Here is a 21885-nt window from a genome sequence, read left to right on the forward strand (position 1 = left end):
CCGGTCTTCGTTCACTTGATGCGCTGACCGTTGGCTACGATCTGTCCGTTCTCGGTGAACTCGATCTTCGAATTCAGCGTGTCCGGTTCTTCGCCCGGAACGGCCATCAGACCCATCATCATCCGCGCGCCGAGGGCGTCCTCTTCGGACAACAGACCCATGCCGATCAGCTTGTCGATCAGCGCATTCGCGCCGACCAGCTGCAGGTTTGCTTCACCTGTAGGTGCGGGCATGCCATCAAACGCCTCGGTGTTGGAATTGTCGAATGTAAAGTCGCCGTTACCGGTCAACTTGGCGCCCACCAGGGAAACGATCAGCTCGTTGATTTGCAGCGAATGCAGTTCGCCGGGCTCGGAATCGCCGGTTTCAAAGGCTTCGACGGCTTCTGGGTCCATGAAATCGACCAGAACCTTGGCCGTGCCGGACGTGTCCAGCGAGATGGTCGCAGGATCGCGTGGCAGGGCGCCGGCGGGATCAAACAGACTCCACAGTACATCGGACATTGTGAATTCGGTCAGGTTCATCGCGAAACCGAATGGCTGGATCTCTTCGGAGGCCTGAATCGGGAACTCGAATTTCAAGCCGGCATTTTCCATTGCGATTTCGATCGGGAAAGGCAGGTCAGCCGTTGTGACGGCCAGTTTCGAGCTGTTCTGTTCCAGATCATACACGATACGCTCGGCATCGATGCTGCCGGCGAAGCGACCGCCCTGCGAGTCGCTGCCCATCGAAAACGCCTCACCTTCGGCAGTGCCGGCCATTTCGGTGCTGCCGGAGCCGTAAGTGAAGATCCCCGACGCGGCAAAGCCTGCTTCATAGAGGTTCTGGATGTTTTCGAGGTCGAATTCCGCCGGAATCACGCTGTCACCTTCAAAGGTCAGTTGGTCCAGCTTGCCCTTGATCCGGGCCGTGTCGTCGCTTTCGGGATCATCGAATGCGGCGTTGTAGGTCAGGCTGTCGGCCGTGAATTTCTGAGCGATGTCCCGATTTTCACCGACCGTCATCTGTGACGAGCCGGTCACGCCGTCGATCTCGAGGTTCAGGTCAAAGAAGTCCTTGGGAACGGATTCGCCATCAACTTCGATAGAAGCCAGACCCAGCCCCATCTTGGCGGCGGAATAGTCATAGGTCATGTCTTCCGGGGTGCCGGAAACGACCATGTCAAGCGCGTCGTTGGTAAACAGCAGCTCGGCTTTGAAGGGCTCTTCTTCGAAGTCTCCGGAGATTGTGATCGGATAGCTTTCGGGAACACCGATCGCTACCGTGCCGTCTCCGTTTTCGGTCAGCGTCATCTCGGGCACAACGACATTCACCTGCTCTTCCGTATCCGGAATCGACATTGTCATGGTCATGTTCGAGATTGTCGTGACATTGCCGGATACGCTTTCGTCCGCGGTGACGGTATAACCCACGCCCGCCATATAAGCTTTCCAGTCGGCCCAGACGTCCTCGGCGGTGATATCGGCAAAAGCGCCCTGGGCGACGACGGCATAAGCCAGGGCCGCGCCGCAGCTGCGGCGGAAGAATACAGACATATGAGAACCCTTCTCGATCAATTTTTTCGGCATGGTCGTGCTTGCGGCCACTATCGTCAAGGGGCAAGGGGTGGACCAGTTCCCCCTTTGCGCTGTACGAATTCACTGAATTTCAAGCCAAAAGGAATAGATGGTGCAAATGAAAGGGAAAACCGTACTCATAACCGGCGCAAGCCGGGGCATTGGCGCTGAAGCGGGGCGCGTATTTGCCGCAGCCGGGGCAAATGTGGCGTTGGTTGCGCGCAGCAGCGACCAGATTGGCGCACTGGCCGCGGCATTGGGGGAAAACACTGTGGCATTGGCCTGTGATGTCAGCGATTTTACACAAGTGGAACAGGTGGTCGCCGATTGTGTCGACCGGTTTGGCGGCCTTGACGTGCTGATTGGCAATGCGGGCGTGATCGATCCGATTTTCCACATGTCGAACGCCGACGTTTCAGCGTGGAGCAAGGCGATCGACATCAACCTGAAGGGCGTTTTTTATGGAATGCGGGCTGTTCTTCCCATTATGCGCGCAACTGGCGGAGGAACCGTGCTGACCGTGTCTTCCGGCGCGGCATCGAATCCGGTCGAGGCGTGGAGCCATTATTGTTCCTCGAAAGCCGGGGCCAGGATGCTGACCGAGTGCCTGCATCTGGAAGAGGCGCATCACGGTATCCGAGCGATGGGGTTGTCGCCGGGCACTGTTGCAACCGATATGCAGCGGGTGATCAAAGCCAGCGGAATCAATCCGGTCAGCCAGCTGGATTGGGATGATCATATCCCTGCCGACTGGCCCGCACGCGCGTTATTGTGGATGTGTACCCCGGATGCGGACGAGTTTCTCGGGACCGAGATTTCCCTGCGACGCGAAGATATTCGCCAAAGGGTTGGCCTGACGTGATTAATTTGACCAGGGAGGGTGGGCTTTGGACGGTCACTCTCAACAATCCTGAAAAGGCCAATGCGTTGACAGGCGCGATGCTGGCAGAACTGCTTGAGATTGCCGAGGCCGCCACGGACGCCCGGGCGCTGATCCTGACTGGCGCAGGGCGGGTGTTCAGCGCCGGTGCCGATCTGGAAGAGGCGCGGGCAGGGCTTGCGACCTCGGACTTGTGGGAAAAACTGTCAGGGGCCATTGCTGCGCTGCCATGCCTGACAGTGGCCGCCCTGAACGGAACACTGGCCGGCGGGGCCAACGGAATGGTTCTGGCCTGCGACTTGCGGATTGCGGTGCCTTCCGCAAAGTTCTTCTATCCGGTGATGAAATTGGGGTTTCTTCCGCAACCTTCTGATCCCAAGCGCATGGCGGCCTTGATCGGTCCGTCGCGCACGAGGTTAATTCTCATGGCCGGGCAAAAGATCACGGCGGCTGAGGCATACGAATTCGGCCTCGTCGACAGGGTTGTCGAACCCGACGCTCTGATGCGGACGGCCCAAGACCTTGTGGCCGACAGCCTCGGCGCGGATCCTGAGATCGCCGCAGGAATTGCCGGACTGTGCCGATGAGACTGGCGGCCTTGCGATTGCGCGTTGCCAACCCACAGGGTCTCGCTGCGTTTTATCGCGACGCGTTGGGTATGTCGGTTCGGGTTGAAGGTGAAAACGCCCGCGTTGGCTATCCGGGGCAGGACGCCGATCTGCTTTTGATCGCTGGTGGCGGCGGATACACACAGGACCGGGGACAGCGCTATTGGAAGATCGGGATTACCCTGTCGGATGTTGATCTGGCCGCCGCATATCTGCGCGGCCTGGGTGTTCCCGTCAGCGTGCCGAAGCAGTTTCTTGACATCGGCTACATGTGTCATTTCAGCGATCCCGAAGGCTTTGCCATCGAGCTTCTGCAACATGATTTCGAGGGCAACAGGCCGCCGAAGGCGGCAAATCCTGAGATGCCGTTTGCCGATGCGTGTATTGGCCAGATTACATTGCGTACCGGCGATATCGCGGCCGAGGAAGCGGTGTGCCGTTCGTTGGGAATGCGGTTGCTTTCGATTCAGGACGTGGCGCCGTACGGATTTGACCTGCATTTCCATGCGTTTACCGATGACATTCTGCCAAATCCGGATCTGTGGGCCGTTGAAAACCGTGAATGGTTGTGGAAGCGCCCCTACACATTGCTGGAATTTCAGCACATTGCTGACGCTCGGTTCACACCGGTGCCCGATTACCTGGGGATCGAGGTCGAAGGGTTGGCAAACCCGATCTTCGCTGACTGATCAACGTCCTCGTCTTTTGCCCGGAACCTTCGAACGGAAACCGGGCGGGCGTTTTCGGACCCAGTTCAGAAACACTTCAAGCCGGGGGTGCGCGCGCAGGGCCTCGACTGTATTGAAACGGCGTGCCAGTTCAGCCTCGGTCAGGGTCGCGTGAACCTCCTTGTGGCAGATCTGATGCAACAGAACGGTAGGCCCGCCCTTGCCCCCTTTGAGTTTTGGGATCAGATGGTGCAGGCTACCGCTCCCGTCCGGGATCGGGCGGTCACATAAGGGGCAAATCGGATCGCTGTCGGTCATCGCGGCAGGGTCGCGCCGATGGGTGCATAAGGCAAGAGGGCAGCAATGGCGCAGGCAGTGGTAATCGGGGCAGGACCCGCCGGTTTGATGGCGGCAGAGCAACTGGCCATCTCCGGCCATGACGTTCTGCTGGCCGAGGCAAAACCATCGGTCGCGCGCAAGTTCCTGATGGCAGGCAAGTCAGGGTTGAACCTGACCAAGGAAGAACGCCTGGACCTTTTGATGGGCGCGTACGGAGAGGCTTCTGACTGGTTGCGCCCGATGATTGCCGGCCTGGATGCACAGGCCATTCAATGCTGGGCGCGGGATCTGGGGCAGGAGTTGTTTACCGGATCAACCGGGCGGGTCTTTCCCAAGGTGATGAAGTCCTCACCGTTGCTCAGGGCCTGGTTGGCCCGTCTTGATCGGCAGGGTGTGCAGATCAGAACGCGATGGAGGTGGACCGGTTGGGACGGACCCAAGTTGGCCTTCGACACACCCGACGGCGTTCGGCGCTTGGTGGCCGACGCAACGGTTTTGGCTTTGGGAGGCGCCAGTTGGGCGCGTTTGGGCTCGGACGGAGCCTGGGCCGGGATTTTGGAAGACAAGGGCGTTTCCCTTACGCCTTTCGCGCCGGCGAACTCAGCCTTGGCGGTAGATTGGAGCCACCACATGCAACCGCATTTCGGCGCGGCACTCAAATCCGTGCGCTGGACTGCCGGAGAGTTGGAGAGCCGCGGAGAAGCGGTGATCTCGGCTGCGGGTCTGGAAGGCGGAGGGCTGTACCCGCTGACCCCTGCATTACGGGAAGGTGCGTTGCTGTTTGCCGATCTGGTGCCCGACCTGACACCAGAGATCTTGCAGGCCCGCTTTGAGGCCAAAAAGCCGAAAGCATCGCTGACGAACTGGTTGAAAACCGGAATGCGGCTGTCGCCCCAGAAAATCGCGTTTTTTCATGAGATGGCCAAAGGCGCGCCGTCTCCTGGCCCGCCATATGAGTTGCTCAAGAGCCTACCCATCAAGCATGCGGGTCTAAGGCCCATGGACGAAGCGATTTCGACAGCAGGTGGCGTGGCCCGCAGCGCATTGAACAAGGGGTTGATGCTGAAAGCGCAACCGGGCGTGTTCTGCGCCGGAGAAATGCTGGATTGGGAAGCGCCGACCGGGGGGTATCTGCTGACCGGCTGTCTGGCGACCGGTCGCTGGGCAGGGCGCGCTGCGGTGGATTGGTTGGGCCAAAAAAGAACGGCTTAACCGCTGCGGGCCAGCATCGCCAAGCGGATCATGGCTCGTTCGACCAGCGCCATGGCCGGAGCTGTTTGCCCGGCCGACCGCAACGACAAATCGGTATCTGTCAGAACCGTCAGGGCGGTCTGTAGTTTTGGCGCACCCCAGCCCTGGGCTTGCCGCAGGATCCTGTCACGGCGCTTGCCATAGACCGGTGGGCGCAGCTTGCCGATACCCTGCGCTGCGCCGCCGGGATCAGACGCACAGGCATAGAGTGTCCGAAAATGGCGCGTTGCGCCGATGCACAGCGTCACGCCGTTTGTACCTTGCGCCTGCAAACGCCGGATCAACGGTCCGATTTCGCCCGCGCGGCCCTCGGCAACTACGTTCAGAACATCATCCAGTGCGGCCTCGGTCGAACGCGGCGCGCAGGTTTCAACGTCTTCTATGGTCAGCTCGGACGAGTCGCCACGCTTGTAAAGTGACAGCTTTTCAACGGTCTGCGCGAAATCTCCGGGGCTGAGCGCGACGGCCAGCTCGCTCAGGGCCGACATGGAATCGCGTGGGATATTCTGCAACCCGGCCTGTGTGACAACCCGCTCGATCTCGGCACGCGAAGGCGGATCGTCGTAGATGCCGACAGCATAGGCGTTTGGGTGGCTTTCGAAAGCTTTGCGAATCTTTGAGCTGGGTTTGAGTTGGCCTGCCGTGACGATGATCTGCGCATCCCCGGGAACCCAGTCCTCAAGCGCGGCAAGAATCGCCGGGGCGGCGACATCAGTGGTCTCCTCAACAAAAACCGCACGGGGGCCGGGAAAAAAGCCGACCGCCTTGACCGCGTCCAAAAGCAGGGCGGGATCACCTCGCAAGTCGCCACCGGACAATCGTGTCAGGCGCATTTCTTCTTCGGCGCCCGGGCCGAGAAGGGCCGTCAGAACCTGCTGCCGTTTTAGCGCGACCCGCATGGCATCGGCGCCATAAATCAGCAGCCCGGTTTTGTCCGCGTCCGGTCTGGTGAAATACCCCTCGGCCTCGCGCGGGCTTAGCTTCATGAGGACAGGCCCGGGGCGGCATAAAGGCGGGTCACGATCTGATCCGACAGGATCACCATCAGACGTTCTTTGGCGTCGCGCTCGTCAGCAAGTGTCGAAACCGTCGAACCTGCCGCCGAGTATGCGACAAAATCATTTACCGTGCCCGAGGCAACCACCTGTCCGGTGTCGTGCGACAAAAGGCTATAGGTGGCGCGTCCGTCAATTGTGTAGCGATTGGTCTCGTTTGTCGTGGTGATTGCGGCTGCGCGTGTGACTGTCGAGACGTTCACGTTCAGGCCATAATCACTGCTGGATTCGGCGTTCCGGCCCAGCCGTTGCTCCAGATTCTGCACCAGCAGGAAGCTTTCGGTGGTGTTTGGCTCGGACACGGCAACCTTGCCGAAGAGTTCTGAACCCGAACCACCGGGCGCGTAGACCGGCTCAAAGCCGCAGGCGGTCAGCGCCAGCGGCATAAGCAAAAAGGTTCTGCGATCAAACGACGACATTCACGATCCGGCCCGGGACGACGATTACTTTCTTCGGCACTGCTCCATCCAGAGCCCTTTGCACAGCTTCGGTGCTGAGCGCGATTCTTTCAACCTCGACCTTATCCAGATCCTTGGCCACGCTGATTTCCGCGCGGCGCTTGCCGTTGATCTGGATCGGCAGGATGACGGTGTCGTCGATCAACATCGTCTCATCTGCAACCGGCCATGGCGCAACGGCCACCAGACCTTCGCCGCCCTGATGCGCCCAGATATCCTCGGCCAGATGCGGCGTCATGGGCGACATCAGTTGCGCCAGCGTCTTGATTGCCTGCTTCTGGGCTGCGGCACCTGCTTTGGATTTCGCCAGTGTGTTGGTGAATGCATAGAGTTTCGCAATGGCTGCGTTGAAGCCAAAGCTTTCAACCCCGAGCGTCACGTCGCGGATGGTTTTGTGCATCTCGCGCAGCAGTTCTTCATCCCCTTCGCCTTTCGCGTCCGGGTCCATGGACCCGATCTTGTCGCAGAGGTTCCACACCCGGTTCAGGTGTTTGTATGCCGCTTCTGCACCTGCGGCTGTCCATTCCACGTCGCGTTCTGGTGGAGAATCGGACAGCACGAACCAGCGTGCGGTGTCCGCGCCGAAGGCCGAGATGATGTTGACCGGGTCGACGACGTTCTTCTTGGATTTGGACATCTTGGCCGAAGGGATAATCTCGACCTCTTCACCGGTAGCTTTGAGTTTACCGTCTTCGACATCTTCCGGCAGGTGATAGACTGGACGACCTTTTTCGTCGCGGGTCTGGTAAATTTCATGCGTCACCATGCCTTGCGTGAACAACGCGTCGAAGGGCTCGATCGCTTTCTCCGGCAGGTGGCCTGTGATCTGCATCGCGCGTGCAAAGAAACGCGAATAAAGCAGGTGCAGAATCGCGTGTTCGATACCGCCAATATACTGGTCGACATTCATCCAGTATTCGGCCTCGGCCAGATCAGTGGGCGTTTCGGCGTGCGGGGCAGTGAAACGGGCGAAATACCAGGACGAATCGACGAACGTGTCCATCGTGTCGGTTTCGCGCTTGGCGGGCGCTCCGCAGGACGGGCAGGCACAATCGCGCCAGGTCGGATGACGATCCAGCGGGTTGCCCGGTTTGTCAAAGGTGACATCGTCGGGCAGGCGGATCGGCAGGTTCTCTTTCTTTTCAGGTACTACGCCACAAGATCCGCAATGTACCACAGGGATCGGGCAACCCCAGTAACGCTGACGGGACAGACCCCAATCGCGCAGGCGGTATTTGGTGACACCTTCGCCCCAGCCCGCTTTTTCCGCAAATTCGATGGTGGCGTCGATGGCCTGTTCGCCAGTAGCCTCCGTAAGGCCAGCGAAGTGGTTGACCCAGCGGACTTTGTCTGACTTCGGAGGGACAAAGGCGATTTTATCGACCGGAGTGTCGTCATCCAGCGCAAAGAACGTGTCGACCACGGGCAGGCCGTACTTGCGGCAGAAATCGAGGTCACGCTGGTCATGGGCCGGGCAGGCAAAGATCGCGCCGGTGCCGTAATCCATCAGGATGAAGTTGGCGATCCAGACAGGCAGTTCCCAATTCGGATCCAGCGGGTGCTTGACGCGGATACCAGTATCGTAGCCCAACTTTTCGGCCGTCTCGATGGCCTCTTCCGTGGTGCCGCCTTTCCGGCATTCCGCGACAAACTCGGCAACTTCCGGGGATTCGGCCTCAAGCTGTCTGGCAATCGGATGGTCGGGCGAGATACCAACGAACGACGCGCCCAAAAGCGTGTCAGGACGAGTCGTGTAGACGGTGATCGGATCTCCGCCATCGGTGCGCTCAAACGCAAATTGCAGGCCGCGCGACTTGCCTATCCAGTTTTCCTGCATCAGGCGCACCTTGGCAGGCCAGTTGTCCAGCGTGTCCAGTGCCTCAAGCAGTTCTTCGGAATAGTCCGAGATTTTGAAGAACCACTGCGTCAGCTCGCGGCGTTCCACCAGCGCACCCGAGCGCCAGCCGCGGCCGTTTTCCACCTGTTCGTTGGCCAGAACGGTCATGTCGACCGGGTCCCAGTTCACCACGGCATTCTTGCGGTAGACCAACCCGGCGTCGAGCATATCCAGAAACAGCGCCTGCTGCTGGCCGTAATATTCCGGGTCACAGGTGGCGAATTCGCGGGACCAGTCGATCGACAGGCCCAGCGGCTTCATCTGCCCGCGCATGTCGGCGATATTGCCGTAAGTCCAGTCCTTGGGGTGACCGCCAATGGCCATCGCTGCGTTTTCGGCAGGCATCCCGAATGCGTCCCAGCCCATCGGGTGCAGTACGTTGTGCCCAGTGGCCAGTTTGTGCCGCGCGATCACGTCGCCCATCGTATAGTTGCGCACATGCCCCATATGAATGCGGCCCGACGGGTAAGGGAACATCTCAAGCACATAGTATTTCGGCTTGTCCGCCTTGTGGTCGGCGGTGAAAATTCCGGCCTTGTCCCAGGCTTGTTGCCATTTTGCTTCGATTTCGGTGGCCGAATAGCGTGACATTGTGCAGTCCTTGGTAATGAAAACGCCGGGCATGAACCCGGCGTGGTAATATTGTGATTTGATGCGGGTTGCTAGAGCTTGTTGTCCGCAATGCGTAGCTGCCGCGCCCGCGAAAGGATCGCGTCTTCAACCGCACGGGTGGTCGCCGCACTGACCGGCGCGCCGCCGCTGGTCTGCAAGGCAACCGACAGAGATCGCGCTGCAAGGGCAGGATCGCTGATGTGAACCGTCGCCCGGTAGGAGCGTCCGCCGCCCGGCGGTTTGCCGTAACCGGTTACGATTACACCGGTAAACGGGTCGACCTCCTGCACGGGCAGGAAATTCAGCACATCCAGCGAAGCCGCCCACAGATAGCGGTTTACCTGAGTCACTTGCTCGGAATTGTCCGGCCCGAACACATCCCAGATTGTGGCGCGATTCGGATCATTAAGCTCTCGTTCCTCCGACGAACTGCCATCAACCGTCAAAACACTGGCATCGCCCGGAGGCCGATTCTGTCCGCAGGCCGAGACGGCGGCCGTCACAATGGTTAAACCCAGAATCCTCAGCAGGCGCATCTTTTGCAGGTCCTGTATCACTTGTTGTGTGTCGTTCGAGTGATACTCCTAGACAAGGACCCGTGCTGCAACAAGCCCATTCTTCACATAAGCGCGTGAGCGGACGGCAGGAAACGGGCGAAATCCGACTGTGGCATCCTTGCACCAATCCGGCCCGAATGACGGCGAAGGGTTTATGCCAAGCTTGCGTAAAGGGGGCAAAAAGAGCGACACGGTGACCGTGCTGAGACACGTGCCCGGCATGTGTCGAGTAGAAAATCTTTGAAACCGAGGGAAACAAGATGAAAAAAGTTCTCTTCGCATCGACCGCTCTGATTGCAACCGCAAGCGTTGCAGCGGCCGAAGTTAAGTTCAGCGGCTACGGCCGTTTTGGTCTGGGATACCTGGAAGACCGCATGGGTTCCGTTAACAACTTCACCTCCAACGGTGCAGCTGCCGGTACCGCCAATGTCGCAACCGACGAAACCATCCTGGTTTCTCGTTTCCGTCTGAACATCGACGGCATCGCAGAAACTGACGGTGGCGTTCGCTTTGAAGGCCGCGTTCGTCTGCAAGCTGACGAAAACGCCAACACTGGCGAAGCAAACGCAGCTGGTCTGAACGGCGCGCGTTTCTCGGTCATCTTCGGTGGTCTGCGTGTTGACGCGGGCAACGTTGCGGGTTCGTTCGACAACCTGGCAAACTACTACGGTAACGAGCCGGGCCTGGAAAACTTCATCGGTCAGTACTCGGGCGTTGACTACAACTTCCTGGCCTATTCGTCGACCGGTTCGGGTTCGAACGCTGTGTTCTTCCAGTACGCTGTTGGCGACTTCGCCTTCGGTGCGTCGTATGACCAGGCAACCATTGCAATCAATGGTGCGCCTTCGGACACTGACCGCTGGGACATCAGCGCGACCTACACCTTCAACAACATCACCGCTGCCCTGGCCTATGGTCAAACAGGCGGAATCGGCAACGTGTCCAAGCAGAGCCTGACCGTTCTGACCCTGGGTGCAGACTTCGGTGACTTCAGCGGTACTCTGTTCGTTGCTGACGATGACGTGACCGCTGCAAACCTGAACGGCACCGCATACGGTCTGTCGCTGGCCTACAATCTTGGTTCGGCAACCACGCTGACCTTCGCCTACGGTGACGGTAACGCTTCCAACGATAACCAGCAGTACGGTATCGGCGCTATCTATGACCTGGGTGGCGGTGTATCGCTGCGTGGTGGTATCGGTCAATCCGAGCGTGGCCAGTCCACCACCGGCAGCACGCTGCGCGCGGACTTCGGTGCTCAGTTCAACTTCTAAGTTGATCTGAACCACAAGGTTCAAGGGCAGGTCTTCGGACCTGCCCTTTTCTTTTGCGCCGACTTGGTGTTTTTCTGCGGCAACTGCAAAGTGAGAGGCCCAATGTCGCTGCAAGATATCACCAACCGAATAGCCAAAGCCGAAGCCAAAGCTGGTCGCGCGGCCAATTCGGTCAAATTGATCGCCGTGTCCAAAGTGCAGCCGAACGATCGTGTCGAAGCCGTACTGGAGCAGGGACATCGTTGCTTTGGGGAAAACCGCGTGCAGGAGGCTGCGGGCAAATGGCCGGCTTTTAAAGAGAAATTCGCAGATATTGACCTGCACTTGATCGGCCCGCTGCAAACCAACAAAACCCGGCAGGCGATGGAGTTGTGCAACGCGATCCATTCGCTAGACCGCCCGAAACTTGCCAAGACCGTTGCCCGACTGGCGCAGGAAATCGGCGCCTGCCCGGATTTGTTCATTCAGGTCAATACAGGCGAGGAGGAACAGAAGGCCGGGGTTCTGCCCTCGGACGCAGACGCATTTATCGCCGAGTGCAATAGCATGGATTTGCCGGTTCGTGGCCTGATGTGTATCCCGCCGATCGATGAGGAGCCGACACTGCATTTCGCGCTATTGGCCAGGATCGCCGAACGCAACGGGCTTCAAGGGCTTTCGATGGGTATGAGCAGCGATTTCGAATCTGCCATTGCGCTCGGCGCGACCCACGTGCGCGTCGGTTCTGCGATATTCGGAGAGCGTGTCAAACTTCAGGGATGATCACGCGCGTGCCCGGGACAGCCTGTCTCGCAATCCAATGTAGGTGATCACGGCGAAAAGCTAGGCATCCTTCAGTGGGATAACGTGGGCGTCGCCACTGGTGCAGGAATATTGCTGACCCTCGACCGGGAACCGCGTTGGGCCAGTTCCAGTCGGTGATCAGAACCAGGTCATACAATGGGTCCGGGCGCCGCAGTTTTTCATGGCTGCCAACATACGGCGCGGAGACGAGTTGATTATACTCCGGTTCGGCCTGGTCGTCAGACCACAAGTCATTTGGCCCAATCGGGCGCGCCCAAGCGGCCGGAGCTGACATCCGGTCCGGTCGATAGAGCATCCCGACGATCCGATGCACTCCGGTCGGTGTGGCCCCGTCGCCTTCATGCTTGCTGTTGCTCAAACCGCCCTTGCCGATTGCGCACGGAAAAACCTGCCCGAGAAAGCGCACCCCTATTGGCGTCAGAACCAGGTCGCCCGGCGTCAAAGCAAATGGCCCGATTTTGCCGCCTTGGTCGCCAGATATCCCCGGTTGTGCGAAGTCTCTCCGACCTTGAGCGGAACACGCTCGGTGACGGCGATCCCTGTGCGTTCCATCATCGCGATTTTTGCAGGGTTGTTTGTCAACAGGCGAACCGAGCCAAACCCGAGGGATTTCAAAATGTCCGAGCCCAGTCGAAAGTCGCGTTCGTCATCTTCGAACCCCAGCCGGTGGTTGGCTTCAACTGTGTCAAACCCTTGATCCTGCAAAAAATAGGCTCGCATCTTGTTGGCCAGACCGATCCCACGCCCCTCTTGATTCAGGTAGAGCAGAACGCCAGCCCCTTCGGCGCCCATCTGGGCCAACGCACCCCGCAGCTGCGGGCCGCAATCGCATTTCAGGCTGCCCATCAGGTCGCCGGTAAAGCAGGCCGAATGCAGACGCGCCAAAACCGGTTTGTCCCGGTCCGGACGACCGATTTCGATAGCGTAGTGTTCTTCACCGCCATCTTCAGGACGGAAGACATGAAGGCGCCCGGCCTCGGACACCTCCATTGGCAGACGTGCGGCGACAACTTCGTGCAGGGCGCTTCGATCCGCCAAATGGGGCGTGGCTCGGGTGTGATCAATGCAGGTCAGGCCATGTGTTGCCGCGAAGCTGCGGCCATCGGTGATGGGCACAACAACGGCGGCGGGCAAAAGGCGTGCGGATTTGGTCAGAGCGATCGCGATGCGATGCAGGTTGGCATTGCCCTGGCGTTCGGACATCAACGGACCTTTCATCGGTGCATTCAGGTCGTCAGACGGGTCTGCAACCGCCTGGACCCAACTGTGATCCGCGTCAGCCGGAATCAGTACCCGCGCCAGATCCCCGTCATAAGCCCGCGCCTTGAGCGTTTCCGCTCGGCGCATGGTGATGGCGACGACCGGCTCGCCGCCTAAACCGCGCAGGTCCGCCAGACGCTGCGGGCTCAACGTCTCGGATGCCAGGGCCAATACGCTGGTATCCGTGTCATCCGTCAATACGACCGGCAGACCCATGCGCAGATCGGCGCGCGCGCGCGCCAGCAACTCCTTGATATCGGGAATGAGACTCATGCGTGTTACCCTATAACGTTCAGCCCCCTCCTATCCCGATCAACAGGCAATGTGAAACATTTCCTGCGTGTCGGACACGAGGGCGTGAGACGGTTGCAGCAAATCTTGCCGATTGCATCTTTCGCGCGCAAGTGATGGAAAAGGGTTAGGAGGACCGTATATGGCTCAGCTCAAGAAAATCCTGCTGGTGGATGACGACGAAGACCTGCGCGAGGCGCTCAGCGAGCAACTTGTAATGACCGAAGATTTCGATGTGTTCGAAGCCTCGGATGGTCAATCCGCGATGGAGCGGGCGCGCGAGGCGATCTATGATCTGGTGATCCTGGATGTTGGCCTGCCGGATACAGACGGTCGTGAGCTGTGCCGTCTGATGCGAAAACAGGGGGTCAAAAGCCCGGTACTGATGCTGACCGGTCATGACAGTGACGCAGACACGATTCTGGGCCTCGACGCCGGTGCAAATGACTATGTCACCAAGCCATTCAAATTCCCGGTTCTTCTCGCCCGCATCCGCGCCCAGCTGCGCCAACACGAACAATCGGAGGATGCGGTCTTTGTTCTTGGCCCCTACACTTTCAAGCCGGCCATGAAGATGCTGATGACCGAGGATGACCGTAAGATTCGCCTGACCGAGAAAGAGACGAACATCCTCAAGTTCCTGTACCGTTCAACCGACGGCGTTGTGGCCCGCGATGTCCTGCTGCACGAGGTTTGGGGATATAACGCAGGGGTTACAACCCACACACTGGAAACACATATCTACCGCCTGCGTCAGAAAATCGAGCCGGATCCGTCGAATGCTCGCCTTTTGGTCACAGAATCCGGCGGATATCGCCTTGTATCTTGACGGGCGGTGGATTGACTTGGATCAAAGTGATACCCTGTAGGCATATTTAGATTACTCCCAACCCGTGCATGTCCGGGTCATGACATGTACCTCCCTGTTGGACTGCCGGGCCGAATGGCCCGGCTTTTTTTGGGTTGGTGGGACCTGGGTGGTGGCTAAGGGTCCGAAGCAGATACTATGAAGCTAGACTTCCAAGCCGTTTTTACGCCCGAAATCGGTATAGATAGTCTCGCTGCGACATCGCGACAGAGTCTCTTCGCTTGCATCCCTTGGATCGTTTCCCGTTGCCGCAACACCTGTGCCTTCGATGAAGCGGTTCACGAGATTGAAAACACCACAGACCTGAATTGCATCGAAAAGCGCCTGCTCAGACCATCCCGCACTATAAACTGCTTCGGCGTCCCTTTCGGTCATCCGAGACGGGCTGAGGGTCAACGTCTCAACATAGGCAAGGATGGGTTTGAGTTTTGGGTCGACAGGTGCCGAGTCGCGGTCGTCCATCAGCGCCTCAATTGTCTCGACGTCGATCCCATATGCTTTAGCGAAAACGGTATGTGCGTCGTGACAATAGGAGCAAGAATTCAAACCGGAAACGTAAGCCGCAATCAGTTCGCGCTCTGCAATCGAGAGTTCGCTCTCGCCGCGCATTACTAGGCTTTCATACTCGCACCAGGGAGCGAGCTTTTCAGGAAAGGCCTGAATGACATCTCCAAGCGAAGAGTTTTCCGGAAGGGAAGGAAACAAGCGTTTCACTAGAAGTTCTCCATAGGCAAGGCAATTTGTCAGGCCTGCAAGCAGCCTTCTTTGCTTTACCACATTCCGCACTTGATGAACCAAAAGGTAATAATCCGCATCGTCCGCGCATTCGACATTCAGCAAATCAAGCCCTTAGGCAGTCTTTTCTCATGGCACCCAGTGCGGTGTCACGCTAACCTCTGGCCAATCGCGACAGAGGAATCCCATATGCCCTTTACCCTTGCTACCTGGAACATCAATTCGGTCCGCCTGCGCGAGCCTATCGTGCTGAAATTGCTGCAGGAAGAGGCTCCGGATGTGTTGTGCCTGCAAGAGTGCAAGTCACCGGTCGAAAAGATACCGACCGAAGGGTTCGTCGCACTTGGTTACACGCACATGATCGCACGCGGGCAGAAAGGGTATAACGGCGTTGCCATCCTGTCGCGACTTCCGCTGGAGGAAGTGGGAGACAAGGATTTTGCCGGGCTCGGCCATGCCCGCCACATCGCCGGGCGGTTGGAGAACGGCGTGGTGATCCACAATTTCTATGTCCCGGCCGGCGGCGATGTGCCTGATCGTGAAGTGAATGAGAAGTTTGGTCAGAAACTCGACTACCTCACCGACATGCGTGACTGGTTTCATGCGGAAAGGCCGGACAACTCCATTCTCGTCGGCGATCTGAACATCGCGCCGCGTGAAGATGACGTGTGGTCTCACAAGCAGTTGCTCAAGGTTGTGTCTCACACGCCTATTGAGGTCGAGCATCTGGCCGAAACGCAGGATGCGGGCGGTTGGGTAGATATTACGCGAAAGGATATTCCCGAAGGGCAACTCTATAGCTGGTGGTCCTATCGCGCCCGCGATTGGGATGCTGCGGACAAGGGGCGGCGGCTGGATCATATCTGGGCCACGCCGGATATTTCGAATGCAGGGCATTCCAGCCGCATCTTGCGCGCGGCGCGCGGGTGGGAGAAACCCAGCGATCACGCGCCGGTTTTTGCGACCTTTGATCTGTGATCGGGCAATAAACCCGCGATTCTGCCCTTGGTTTCTGCGCCGGGCGGTTGCATATAAGGCGCGAAAACGAACCTGAGAGTGAATGCCATGGATCTTCTGAACGGCGCGGACAACGCCCCAGCCACCGATCTGATCAAGGACGGAACCGAGGCCACCTTTATGGCCGACGTGGTTGAGGCCTCGCAGGACACCCCGGTGATTGTCGACTTCTGGGCGCCGTGGTGCGGCCCCTGCAAGACACTGGGCCCGCTGCTGGAAGAGGCCGTGACCGCCGCTAAGGGTGCGGTCAAAATGGTCAAGATCAATGTGGACGAGGCTCAGATGATCGCCGCGCAAATGCGCGTTCAGTCAATCCCAACGGTCTATGCCTTCCATAAGGGTCAGCCCGTTGACGGGTTCCAGGGCGCAGTTCCTGGATCCGAGATCAAGGCGTTCGTCGATCGCGTTATCGAGGCGGCGGGCGGTGAAAGCCCGGGCGGGCAACTGGATGACGCTGTGCAGGCCGCCGAAGAGATGCTGAGCGAAGGCGCGGCGGTGGACGCCGCCCAGACTTTTGCAGCCATTTTGGGCGAAGAACCCAATCACGCGGGGGCCTACGGCGGGCTGGTGCGCGCCCATATCGCTTCGGGTGATCTGGATCAGGCCGAGGCGATCCTGAACGGAGCCCCTGCGGAGATTTCGACTTCGGCCGAACTCGAAGCGGCGCATGCTCAGCTGGAACTGGCGAAACAGGCCGCAGATGCGGGTCCGGTCGGTGATCTGACCGCAGCGGTTGAGGCCGATCCGGACAACCATCAGGCCCGCTTTGATCTGGCGCAGGCGCTGCACGCGAACGGTAATGTAGAGGAGGCTGTGGCCCAGCTACTGGAACTGTTCCGCCGGGATCGCGAGTGGAACGACGGCGCGGCCAAAACGCAGTTGTTCACGATCTTTGACGCGCTCAAACCCAATGACCCGATTGTATTGAATGGCCGGCGCAAACTCAGCTCGATGATATTTGCCTAAATTCCGATCAGGGCTACACTCGGGTATATGATGCATCCTGCTGACCTGCCGGAAACGATCTCTGTTTTCCCGTTGCCGGGGGCATTGCTGCTGCCGCGTGCACGTCTGCCCCTGCATATTTTCGAACCGCGTTACCTGCAAATGCTGGATGACGCGTTGAAAACGCAGGAACGGTTGATTGGCATGGTCCAGCCCAACCCGTGCCAGAGCAACGGTGACAAACTGCATCAAATTGGGTGTGCCGGTCGTGTGACGCAGTTTTCGGAAACCGAAGATGGCCGCTATCTGATCACTTTGACGGGCATCTCGCGGTTTCGGGTGAAAGCGGAAGTTGACAGCTTCACGCCATACCGGCGGTGCACAGTGTCGTGGGGCGGGTTCGACCGGGATTTGGGCAAGGCCGAGGTCGACGAAGGGTTCAACCGCAACAACTTTCTGACCTTGCTGGAAAAATTCTTCTCGTCCCGACAGTTGTCGACCGACTGGGACACAATGAAAGATGCGGATGACGAATTGCTGGTTAATTCCTTGTCGATGCTTTTGGACTTTGACCCTGAAGACAAACAGGCCCTGCTTGAGGCGCCGTGCCTGAGCACAAGGCGTGAAACACTTGTGACACTGATCGAGTTTGCCATGCGCGGCGGCTCAAACGAGGAAAAACTGCAATGAGCGAACAGGACCACGCCTTCGACCGCCACATGCTTGAGGCTCTGATCTGTCCCCAGACCCATACGACCTTGCACTACGATGCCGAGCGGCAGGAGCTGGTGTCCAGGGCGGCTGGCCTGGCCTTCCCGATCCGCAATGGCATTCCGGTTATGCTGGTGGATGAAGCCCGCGAACTGGATTAAATTGCGCGGCCCTGCAGCAGTTTTGGCAAATCCCCGGTCAGGCCTGCGGCTTCGCGTACGAAGCCACGACGCAGGCCGGGAAGTGACCCGACGATCCCCATACCGATGTCGCGCCCAAGGCGTAGCAAGGGATTGTCGTTTGAAAACAGCTTGTTGAATACATCCGTCGCCAATGCAAGCGAGGCGGTGTCGAACCTGCGCCATTCCTGATAGCGCTCCAGCACGAGCGTCGAGCCGATATCCTCGCCCCGGCGTCCCGCCAGTGTCAGAACCTCAGCAAGTGCCCCCACATCGCGCAGTCCTGCATTCAGACCTTGACCGGCAATCGGGTGCATCCCGTGAGCAGCGTCGCCGACCAGGGCCAGGCGATCGGAAATGAAAGAATTGGCAATGGTCAGGTTCAGCGGATAAGTGAACCTGTCGCCCAGAAGCCTGATATCACCCAGAAAATCGCCGAACCGGGGCCGTAGAACCTGCAGGTACTCGGACTCGGGCAAAGCGTTGATGCGATTGGCGGTTTCGGTCCGTTCGCTCCAGACGATCGAGCTGCGGTTGCCCGTCAATGGCAAGATCGCCAGCGGGCCGGGTGGCATGAAAAACTGGTGCGCAACTCCGTCATGCGGCAATTCATGCTCGATGGCACAGACCAGCGCCGTCTGACCGTAATCCCATCCGGTCCGCTTGATCCCCGCGCGTTGGGCAGTGCCGCTGTGGCGCCCGTCGCAGCCTACCAGCACACTGCCAGTTACCGTCGCGCCGTCATTCAGGGTCAAAGCAGCACCGGACGCGTCGATATCCTGCGATACCACTGTTTGTCCGCTGAGTTGGGTAATGTTCGGTTCCTCGGCCATGGCCACAAGAAACGCGCGACGCAGGTGGCGATCTTCGACCATATAGCCCATCGGGCCCTCTTCGATCTCGGCATGGTCGAAATGCATGAAAAACGGCGATGGCCCGGCGCCGGCGTGGCCGTCCGTCACCTTGATCTCGAGCATCGGCTGGGCGTGTTCCGAAAACCGATCCCAGATGCCAATCGCGTCCAAAAGCCGTTTCGAGGCCAGCGCCAGCGCATAGGCTCGCCCGTCAAATGCGGCGTTCTTGCGCACTTTCTCTGCCAGCGCATCAATGACAGTGACCGTGTGGCCGGTCTGCGCCAAAGCCAGAGCCAGAGCAGGGCCGTTCAGCCCGCCCCCAACGATCAGGATATCGGAAGCCTTTGTCATGACCCGCAATATGCGCCCCCTTTCGGGATTGTCCATGTGCGGTCCTGTCGCTACCGTCCGGTAAAGCAGGTTTCCAGAGGGGGGCAGGATGCAGGACTGGCTGACCATGACCGCATGTGATTTGGGTCGGGGCATCGGGATGGGACAGATTGATCCGGTTGATCTGACGGAAACCTATCTTTCCGCCATCGATGCGCATCCGCACAAAGACCGGATCTATGCGCGCGTCACCCACGACCGCGCCCGGGCCGAGGCGCGTGCGGCGCAGGAAAGGGCCAGGCTGGGCCTGCGCCGGTCCTTGCTGGATGGTGTGCCAATCAGTTGGAAGGATCTGTTCGATTCCGCTGGAGTCGGGACCGAAGCGGGCTCGGCCCTGTTGAAAGGGCGGGTGCCGGACGCGGATGCACGGGTGCTGCGCAACGCCACGGCGATGGGGACAGTGTGCCTGGGCAAAACGCATATGAGCGAGCTGGCTTTTTCCGGTCTCGGGCTGAATCCGATCACCGAAACACCGCCTTGTATTCATGACGAGGCCGCAGTTCCCGGTGGTTCGTCTTCGGGGGCCGGCGCGTCGGTGGCCTGGGGACTGGCAGCGTGTGGGATCGGTTCAGACACCGGCGGTTCGGTGCGTATTCCCGCGGCCTGGAATGATCTGGTCGGTTTGAAGACGACGTCCGGGCGTCTGAGCCTCGAAGGTGTTGTGCCTCTGTGCCTGAGATTTGACACCATCGGCCCATTGGCGCGGTCGGTCGAGGACGCCGCGCATATGTTGGCGCTGCTCGAAGGGGGGTCCCCGGTCGACCTGAGAGGCGCGACGCTCAAAGGTCGCCGTTTCGCCGACTTGCAGAACGTCGCCAAGGACGATCTGCGTGACGTGCCGCATAAGGCACACGAAGACGCCCTGCGAAAATTGACGGAAGCAGGTGCCGAAATTGTGCCTTTGGAGGTGCCGGAACTGAATGATGCGATGGGGTTGTCGGGACTTCTCTACACAACCGAGGCCTACGGGTTGTGGCGAGATGTGATCGAGGCCAATCCCGATGCGATGTACCCGGAAATTCTTGAGCGGTTCCGCATGGGAAAAGACAACTCCGGGCCTGACTACGTGGCGGCCTGGGCCAAGCTCAAGGCCTGTCGTCACGCATGGGATGCTGCCACCGTCGGATTCGATGCAGTGTTGGCCCCGACGGCCCCGATACTGCCGCCGAATCTGGATCGTCTGATGAACGAACATGAATATTATGTCACCGAGAACCTGTTGGCCCTGCGCAATACTCGGATCGGCAATCTGATGGGGCTGGCGGCACTGACCTTGCCAACCGGATCGCCAAGTTGCGGGCTGATGATGTTGGGTTTTCCGAAGTCCGAAGAGGTGCTGTTGCGGTTGGGTTCAGCCGTCGAATCCGCGTTGGCCTGAATGCCACAATCCCCTGATTCGGCACCTCTTTGTCTGGACGAAGGGGGGGCACGCCTGTAATCTGCCTGAAAACCGGGGCGTCAATGATCCCGGCATTGAGGCAGTAGTTATGAATTTTCCCGAGCGGTTTTCGAACCTACCGGCATATGCATTCCCGCGTCTGCGCGCCCTGTTGGACCATCACCAGCCGGGTGGTGAGGTCGTTCACATGACCATCGGGACGCCCATGCACGATTTCCCGGGCTGGGTGACGGATGTCATCATGGAAAATGCTGCTGATTTTCAGGGGTATCCGCCGAACGAGGGTTCGCCTGCGCTGCGTAGTGCGATCACGGACTGGATAGACCGCCGCTATGGCGTTGCGCTTGATCCGGAAACCAACGTGATGGCCCTGAACGGAACGCGTGAGGGGTTGTACAACGCCGCAATGGCGCTGTGTCCCGAGCAGAAAAATGGCGAGCAGCCAATCGTGCTGTGCCCTAACCCGTTTTATCAAGTGTACATGGTTGCCTCGATCTCGGTTGGGGCGCAGCCATTTTTCGTGCCCGCGACGGCTTCCACAGGCCATCTGCCGGACTATGCGAGCTTGCCCGAAGATGTTCTGAACCGGACGGCCGTGGCTTATATCTGTTCACCGGCCAATCCACAGGGTGCCGTCGCCTCGCGAGAGTATTGGGTTGACCTGATCCGTCTGGCCGAAAAGTACGATTTCCGCATATTCGCAGACGAATGCTATTCCGAGATCTATCGGGATGTTGCGCCTGTTGGCGTTCTGACCGTTGCGCAGGAGCTTGGGGCTGATCCCGAACGGATAACGCTGTTCAATTCACTGTCAAAGCGTTCCAACCTCGCCGGATTGCGTTCGGGCCTTATCGCGGGTGGCACGGAGTCGATCAGACGGGTCAAGCAGCTAAGGGCCTATTCCGGGGCACCGTTACCCGCACCGTTGCAGGCCGCCGCTGCCAGGGTCTGGGCGGATGAGGCGCATGTGGCCGAGAATCGTACGCTCTACCAGGAAAAATACTCTATCGCGGACAATGTTTTTGCTGGCGTTCAGGGCTACATGCCGCCCGAAGCCGGATTTTTCCTGTGGCTGCCGGTCGACAACGGCGAGGAAGCCGCATTGAAGCTGTGGCAGGAAACCGGTGTTCGGGTTCTGCCGGGTGCATATCTATCTCAAGGCGATCCGGGACAGAACCCGGGCGAAGCATTTATCAGGGTCGCGATGGTGGCCCCAAAAACAGAGTTGCAGCGCGGGCTTATGACACTCCGCGACTGCATCTATTCGTGAGGTACGA

The 21885-nt window shown here is 59.0% G+C and carries 23 protein-coding genes; 13 read left to right on the forward strand and 10 right to left on the reverse strand.

Going from position 1 to position 21885, the window contains the following annotated elements; all coding sequences use genetic code 11:
* Positions 1 to 11 precede the first annotated feature (11 nt).
* Positions 12 to 1568: a DUF2125 domain-containing protein gene (locus tag AC2TEL_RS16345; RefSeq protein ID WP_480905394.1), complete on the reverse strand. Its 1557-nt coding sequence runs from the start codon at positions 1566 to 1568 to the stop codon at positions 12 to 14.
* Between the two features lie 100 nt (positions 1569 to 1668).
* Here AC2TEL_RS16345 and AC2TEL_RS16350 point away from each other — a divergent pair, with 100 nt between their 5' ends.
* Genes AC2TEL_RS16350 through AC2TEL_RS16360 form a run of 3 tightly spaced genes read left to right on the forward strand, consistent with a single transcriptional unit; the run spans position 1669 to position 3733 of the window.
* Positions 1669 to 2418, forward strand: a complete 750-nt coding sequence (locus tag AC2TEL_RS16350; protein WP_480841451.1) for an SDR family oxidoreductase — start codon at positions 1669 to 1671, stop codon at positions 2416 to 2418.
* The gene (locus AC2TEL_RS16355; RefSeq protein WP_480905397.1) at positions 2415 to 3023 is read left to right on the forward strand and encodes an enoyl-CoA hydratase/isomerase family protein; all 609 of its coding nucleotides are present in this window, start codon (positions 2415 to 2417) and stop codon (positions 3021 to 3023) included. The genes AC2TEL_RS16350 and AC2TEL_RS16355 overlap by 4 nt, the downstream gene beginning before the upstream one ends.
* Positions 3020 to 3733 (forward strand): VOC family protein, encoded by a 714-nt coding sequence (locus AC2TEL_RS16360; protein WP_480905400.1) that lies wholly within the window; start codon positions 3020 to 3022, stop codon positions 3731 to 3733. The genes AC2TEL_RS16355 and AC2TEL_RS16360 overlap by 4 nt, the downstream gene beginning before the upstream one ends.
* Here AC2TEL_RS16360 and AC2TEL_RS16365 read toward each other — a convergent pair whose 3' ends face one another.
* Positions 3734 to 4030, reverse strand: a complete 297-nt coding sequence (locus tag AC2TEL_RS16365) for an HNH endonuclease (protein ID WP_480841282.1) — start codon at positions 4028 to 4030, stop codon at positions 3734 to 3736.
* A 45-nt stretch (positions 4031 to 4075) separates the two neighbouring features.
* Between AC2TEL_RS16365 and AC2TEL_RS16370 the strand changes: the two genes are divergently transcribed.
* Positions 4076 to 5263: a TIGR03862 family flavoprotein gene (locus AC2TEL_RS16370; RefSeq protein WP_480862502.1), complete on the forward strand. Its 1188-nt coding sequence runs from the start codon at positions 4076 to 4078 to the stop codon at positions 5261 to 5263.
* Here AC2TEL_RS16370 and holA read toward each other — a convergent pair.
* The 4 genes from holA to AC2TEL_RS16390 form a co-directional block, all read right to left on the reverse strand.
* Positions 5260 to 6288, reverse strand: coding sequence for a DNA polymerase III subunit delta (holA, locus tag AC2TEL_RS16375; protein WP_480862500.1), 1029 nt, complete (start codon positions 6286 to 6288; stop codon positions 5260 to 5262). The two genes, AC2TEL_RS16370 and holA, sit on opposite strands and share 4 nt — an antisense overlap.
* A complete protein-coding gene (gene lptE / locus AC2TEL_RS16380) occupies positions 6285 to 6776 on the reverse strand; it encodes an LPS assembly lipoprotein LptE (protein WP_480841276.1) in 492 nt (163 codons plus the stop codon). Before lptE ends, holA begins: the two co-directional genes overlap by 4 nt.
* On the reverse strand, positions 6763 to 9303 hold the full coding sequence (leuS, locus tag AC2TEL_RS16385; protein WP_480862497.1) for a leucine--tRNA ligase: 2541 nt from the start codon (positions 9301 to 9303) through the stop codon (positions 6763 to 6765). The genes lptE and leuS overlap by 14 nt, the downstream gene beginning before the upstream one ends.
* Positions 9304 to 9374: 71 nt before the next feature.
* The gene (locus AC2TEL_RS16390) at positions 9375 to 9860 is read right to left on the reverse strand and encodes a DUF3576 domain-containing protein (RefSeq protein ID WP_480841272.1); all 486 of its coding nucleotides are present in this window, start codon (positions 9858 to 9860) and stop codon (positions 9375 to 9377) included.
* 281 nt (positions 9861 to 10141) lie between these two features.
* Here AC2TEL_RS16390 and AC2TEL_RS16395 point away from each other — a divergent pair, with 281 nt between their 5' ends.
* Positions 10142 to 11155, forward strand: coding sequence for a porin (locus tag AC2TEL_RS16395; protein ID WP_480841270.1), 1014 nt, complete (start codon positions 10142 to 10144; stop codon positions 11153 to 11155).
* Positions 11156 to 11257: 102 nt separating this feature from the next.
* Positions 11258 to 11917: a YggS family pyridoxal phosphate-dependent enzyme gene (locus AC2TEL_RS16400; RefSeq protein WP_480841268.1), complete on the forward strand. Its 660-nt coding sequence runs from the start codon at positions 11258 to 11260 to the stop codon at positions 11915 to 11917.
* Here the strand turns inward: AC2TEL_RS16400 and AC2TEL_RS16405 are convergent.
* Positions 11901 to 12401, reverse strand: a complete 501-nt coding sequence (locus AC2TEL_RS16405; protein ID WP_480905403.1) for a L,D-transpeptidase family protein — start codon at positions 12399 to 12401, stop codon at positions 11901 to 11903. The two genes, AC2TEL_RS16400 and AC2TEL_RS16405, sit on opposite strands and share 17 nt — an antisense overlap.
* Complete coding sequence (ribA, locus tag AC2TEL_RS16410; protein ID WP_480862491.1) at positions 12398 to 13492, reverse strand: GTP cyclohydrolase II; 1095 nt, start codon at positions 13490 to 13492, stop codon at positions 12398 to 12400. The genes AC2TEL_RS16405 and ribA overlap by 4 nt, the downstream gene beginning before the upstream one ends.
* Positions 13493 to 13652: 160 nt before the next feature.
* Between ribA and AC2TEL_RS16415 the strand changes: the two genes are divergently transcribed.
* The gene (locus AC2TEL_RS16415; RefSeq protein WP_298389996.1) at positions 13653 to 14339 is read left to right on the forward strand and encodes a response regulator transcription factor; all 687 of its coding nucleotides are present in this window, start codon (positions 13653 to 13655) and stop codon (positions 14337 to 14339) included.
* A gap of 183 nt (positions 14340 to 14522) precedes the next feature.
* Here AC2TEL_RS16415 and AC2TEL_RS16420 read toward each other — a convergent pair whose 3' ends face one another.
* Entirely contained in the window at positions 14523 to 15218 is a 696-nt protein-coding gene (locus tag AC2TEL_RS16420; protein ID WP_480905405.1) for a carboxymuconolactone decarboxylase family protein, read from the reverse strand.
* Positions 15219 to 15302: 84 nt separating this feature from the next.
* On the opposite strand from AC2TEL_RS16420, the gene AC2TEL_RS16425 reads away from it, so the two are divergent.
* The 4 genes from AC2TEL_RS16425 to AC2TEL_RS16440 all read left to right on the forward strand — a co-directional run bounded on the left by AC2TEL_RS16425 (position 15303) and on the right by AC2TEL_RS16440 (position 17947).
* Positions 15303 to 16091 carry an exodeoxyribonuclease III gene (locus tag AC2TEL_RS16425; RefSeq protein WP_480905408.1) on the forward strand — a complete coding sequence of 263 codons (789 nt, stop codon included), beginning with the start codon at positions 15303 to 15305 and terminating at the stop codon, positions 16089 to 16091.
* An 87-nt stretch (positions 16092 to 16178) separates the two neighbouring features.
* Positions 16179 to 17096 (forward strand): thioredoxin, encoded by a 918-nt coding sequence (gene trxA / locus AC2TEL_RS16430; protein WP_480841258.1) that lies wholly within the window; start codon positions 16179 to 16181, stop codon positions 17094 to 17096.
* 27 nt (positions 17097 to 17123) lie between these two features.
* Positions 17124 to 17765 (forward strand): LON peptidase substrate-binding domain-containing protein, encoded by a 642-nt coding sequence (locus AC2TEL_RS16435; protein ID WP_480841256.1) that lies wholly within the window; start codon positions 17124 to 17126, stop codon positions 17763 to 17765.
* Positions 17762 to 17947, forward strand: coding sequence for a Trm112 family protein (locus tag AC2TEL_RS16440; protein ID WP_480841254.1), 186 nt, complete (start codon positions 17762 to 17764; stop codon positions 17945 to 17947). Before AC2TEL_RS16435 ends, AC2TEL_RS16440 begins: the two co-directional genes overlap by 4 nt.
* Here AC2TEL_RS16440 and AC2TEL_RS16445 read toward each other — a convergent pair.
* Positions 17944 to 19170: an FAD-dependent monooxygenase gene (locus AC2TEL_RS16445; protein WP_480905410.1), complete on the reverse strand. Its 1227-nt coding sequence runs from the start codon at positions 19168 to 19170 to the stop codon at positions 17944 to 17946. The genes AC2TEL_RS16440 and AC2TEL_RS16445 overlap by 4 nt on opposite strands.
* 88 nt (positions 19171 to 19258) lie before the next feature.
* Between AC2TEL_RS16445 and AC2TEL_RS16450 the strand changes: the two genes are divergently transcribed.
* Together AC2TEL_RS16450 and AC2TEL_RS16455 are read left to right on the forward strand one after the other, a co-directional pair.
* Complete coding sequence (locus AC2TEL_RS16450; RefSeq protein WP_480905413.1) at positions 19259 to 20587, forward strand: amidase; 1329 nt, start codon at positions 19259 to 19261, stop codon at positions 20585 to 20587.
* A gap of 109 nt (positions 20588 to 20696) precedes the next feature.
* On the forward strand, positions 20697 to 21878 hold the full coding sequence (locus tag AC2TEL_RS16455) for an aminotransferase class I/II-fold pyridoxal phosphate-dependent enzyme (RefSeq protein WP_480905416.1): 1182 nt from the start codon (positions 20697 to 20699) through the stop codon (positions 21876 to 21878).
* The last annotated feature ends 7 nt before the right edge of the window (positions 21879 to 21885 follow it).

Source organism: Ruegeria sp. HKCCD9138 (genome assembly GCF_057220975.1).